This is a genomic window from Herbaspirillum sp. CF444, assembly GCF_000282135.1.
In the GTDB taxonomy this organism is placed as follows: Bacteria; Pseudomonadota; Gammaproteobacteria; order Burkholderiales; family Burkholderiaceae_D; genus Herbaspirillum.
This window is the reverse complement of record NZ_AKJW01000050.1, coordinates 1-3,682: the sequence shown is the minus strand read 5'-3', so window position 1 is coordinate 3,682 and position 3,682 is coordinate 1. Positions and strand designations below refer to the sequence as shown.

The window sequence follows — 3,682 nt, the reverse complement described above, 5'->3', positions numbered from 1 at the left end:
GGCGCCCCCCCGACACTGCAAAGCAATTACTTGCGTTGATCCCACTTCGGCATCGGCCACACGATGTCGCGCGTCGCCATGTCGAACGGCCACACGGTGTAGTACTTGCCGTTGATGATTTGCAGCAGGATGCCGGAGCTCAGCGTGTTCTGGCCGTGCTCGTCGAACTTGATGCCCTTCCACGGCATGATCAGTTTGTTGCCGGGGATGTTGGTTTCGGACAGCGCCTTGCGGATGGCTTCCGGATCGGTCGAACCGGCGCGGTTGATCGCATCGGCCAGCGTCATCAGGCCGGTGAAGGTACGCGACGAGTTGCCGGTGAAGTTGATCTTGAAGCGCGCATTGAACAGGTCGTTGACTTGCTTGATCAGCGGATTCTTGCCGGCCAGGTCGAGCGACCAGACGTCGCGGGTGATGATGTAGTCGGCGTCCTTGCCCAGCGTCTTCACGAATTCCGTGTCGATGAAGCCGGCGTCGTTGGCCAGGATCATGTCCGGCGCGAAGCCCAGTTCCTTGTAGGTCTTCATCGACAGGATAGCGTCGCCGAGATAAGACGACTGCATCACGACTTGCGGCGCGGCGGCTTTGAGCAGCTGCACTTCCGACGTCAGTTGGGTGCTCTTGGCCGGATAGACGATGGTCTTCACCAGATCGTAGCCGCGGTCCTTGGACAGCTTGGTTTCCAGCTTGGTGGTCTCGTTGCCCCACAGCGTGTTTTCGTTGAAGGCGCCGAGCTTGCTGATCTTGATGTTCTTCTTGGCTTCCAGCTCCTTGAAGAATTCATAGAAATTGGTGACGAACAGGTCGTCATGCGCAGTGGTGCGGAAGAACCACTTGAAGCCGCGCTGGGTCAGCGACGCCGACGACGATTCCGGATTCAGGTAAGGCACCTTGTAACGTTCCGCGACCTGGCTGGTGGTGGCGGTGACGTTGCTGAAGTAGGCGCCGACGACCGCGACGACCTTCTCTTGCGTGATCAGGCGCTCCGCTTCGGTGGCGCCGACTTGCGGGTTGCCTTGCGAATCGGCAAACACCAGTTTGATCTTGGCGCCCTTCAGGTTGGGCAGACCGCCACCGGCCGAAAACGGCAGGTTGGGTACGCCCTTGGCGCCGTTGTTGATGATGTCGGCGGCCAGTTCCAGCGCGTCTTTCATTTCCGCGCCGGTGGATGCCGCGGCGCCGCTGAGCGGATAGATGACGCCGATCTTGATTTCCTGCTGTTGTGCTTGCGCCGAATAGGCGGCCATGCAGAAGGACACGGCGAGGCCGGCTTTCGCGAGGTGTTTAGCGTGTTTGAAGACGAGACCTAACATGATGAGACGCTCCTTGTTGTATTGATGAATGACATCTAAAAATCCCCCCACTGCATGAAGCCCGAAGCGGGAGCTACCCAAAAATCACCACAGTTGCTGCCGGTTTGCTGCTGATTCACATCCTTCGCAAAAGCGAAGGATGTGTTGATACACCCAACCCGGCAAGCCGGCGGGACTTGATTGCGCTGCCCGGTACGCGCGGTACCGATGCGACGCGACCGCCCGCAAAGGCTGACCGGCACGACGGCGCACGACGTTGCTGACGTTTTCCGATGTTGCTGACGCTACCGGTGCTGCGCTGACTGCTATTGACTTCTCGACTCAGGATTCATCAAACCTGCCCTGCTCTTGCGCTGCTTTTGCGTTGCGATTCGCCGGCGCTCTGCCGACGTCGAGGGCACGTTTAAAAATGGCGGCGGTGTCTGCGCTGGTTTGCGGTCCGCTCTTTGTTGCTTGATTCTCTTCCATTTTTTGTCTCCTTTAATTTTTTCTTGAATCCTATATGTTTCATCGATAATATGTCAATAAATTATTAATATTAAAAACAATAAATGATCTCCAAATCATTAACGAGTTATTAGCAAAGCGCGTGCCAGTTTTTTAGAGACATCACCACTTCAGACGCAAACGCAGACGCATCAAGGCTTTAGGGAGGATTTAACTGGTTTTCCGGTGTTTCCTCAGAAAAACATTCGACTCTAATTGCACGATTTATGTGCAAAGTATCGATAATTCATCAATAAAAATGCACCTGAAAATCCATTCGAGAAAGGTAATGCACCATGAATCAAGAGCAGACCAAACTAGGAGAACAACGCTGGCAGTTTTGGATTGACCGCGGCGGCACGTTTACCGACATCGTTGCGCGCCAGCCGGACGGCACTTTATTGACACACAAGCTGCTGTCAGAGAATCCCGAGCAATACAAGGATGCGGCCGTCGCCGGCATCAAGCGCCTGCTGGGACTCAAACCTGACGAAGCGATCTCGCCGCAACAGGTGGAAGCAGTGAAGATGGGTACCACCGTCGCCACCAACGCACTGCTGGAGCGCAAGGGCGATCCGACCGTCCTGGTGATTACCAAGGGATTCCGCGACGCCTTGCGCATCGCGTATCAGAATCGTCCGCGCCTGTTCGACCGCAATATCGTGCTGCCCGAACTACTGTTCGAAAAAGTGGTGGAAGTCGATGAACGCCTGAGCGCGCACGGCGACGTGGTGCAGCCGCTCGACACCGTCTCGGTGCGCCAACAGCTTGCTGCTTTATATCAGGAAGGCTATCGCGCCGTCGCCATCGTGCTGATGCACGGCTATCGTTTTACCGCGCATGAAAAGAAGCTGGCCGAGATCGCCGCCGAACTCGGCTATACGCAAGTCTCGGTCTCGCATGAGGTCAGCCCGATGATGAAACTGGTCTCGCGCGGCGACACCACCGTGGTCGATGCCTACCTGTCGCCCATCCTGCGCCGCTATGTCGACCAGGTTGCCGGCGAAATGGACGGCGTGCGCCTGCTGTTCATGCAGAGCAACGGCGGCCTGACCGATGCGCATCGCTTCCAGGGCAAGGATTCCATCCTGTCCGGTCCGGCCGGCGGCATCGTCGGCATGGTGCGCACGGCGGAGACGGCCGGCTTCGACAAGATCATCGGTTTCGACATGGGCGGCACCTCGACCGACGTATCGCACTATGCCGGCGAATTCGAGCGCGAGTTCGAAACCCAGGTGGCCGGCGTGCGCATGCGCGCGCCGATGATGAGCATCCATACGGTCGCCGCGGGCGGCGGTTCCATCCTGCATTTCGACGGCTCGCGTTATCGCGTCGGGCCGGACAGCGCCGGCGCCAATCCCGGCCCGGCCAGCTATCGCCGCGGCGGCCAGCTTGCGGTCACCGATTGCAACGTCATGCTGGGCAAGATCCAACCGGCCTACTTCCCCAAGGTGTTCGGTCCCGCCGCCGATGAGGCGCTGGACCGCGACGCCGTGGTCCGGAAATTCACCGAACTGGCCGATCGCATCCACCAGGAAACCGGCAACCGCCGCACGCCGGAAGAAGTCGCGGAAGGCTTCATCGACATCGCCGTCGGCAACATGGCCAACGCGATCAAGTTCATTTCGGTGCAGCGCGGCCATGACGTCACCGACTACACCCTGACCACCTTCGGCGGCGCCGGCGGCCAGCATGCCTGCCTGGTGGCGGATGCGCTGGGCATGACGCGCGTCTTCGCGCATCCGTTCGCGGGCGTGCTGTCGGCCTACGGCATGGGCCTGGCGGACCAGACCGCCATGCGCGAGCAGGCGATGGAACTGCCCTTGACCGGCTACTCCCTCAGCAAGCTCGATGCGGAGCTGAACAAACTGGCTACGCAAGCC

At 58.9% G+C, this 3,682-nt stretch carries 3 protein-coding genes; 1 reads left to right on the top strand and 2 read right to left on the bottom strand.

The features are described 5' to 3' along the window. Positions 1-26 precede the first annotated feature (26 nt). Both PMI16_RS09705 and PMI16_RS25825 read right to left on the bottom strand, forming a co-directional pair. Positions 27-1,313 (bottom strand): ABC transporter substrate-binding protein, encoded by a 1,287-nt coding sequence (locus PMI16_RS09705; RefSeq protein WP_007878972.1) that lies wholly within the window; start codon positions 1,311-1,313, stop codon positions 27-29. A gap of 321 nt (positions 1,314-1,634) precedes the next feature. Further along, positions 1,635-1,781 (bottom strand): hypothetical protein, encoded by a 147-nt coding sequence (locus tag PMI16_RS25825; protein ID WP_007878971.1) that lies wholly within the window; start codon positions 1,779-1,781, stop codon positions 1,635-1,637. Between the two features lie 314 nt (positions 1,782-2,095). Here PMI16_RS25825 and PMI16_RS09700 point away from each other — a divergent pair. Continuing rightward, positions 2,096-3,682: hydantoinase/oxoprolinase family protein (locus PMI16_RS09700; protein WP_007878970.1), on the top strand; the 1,587-nt coding region annotated here is incomplete at its 3' end.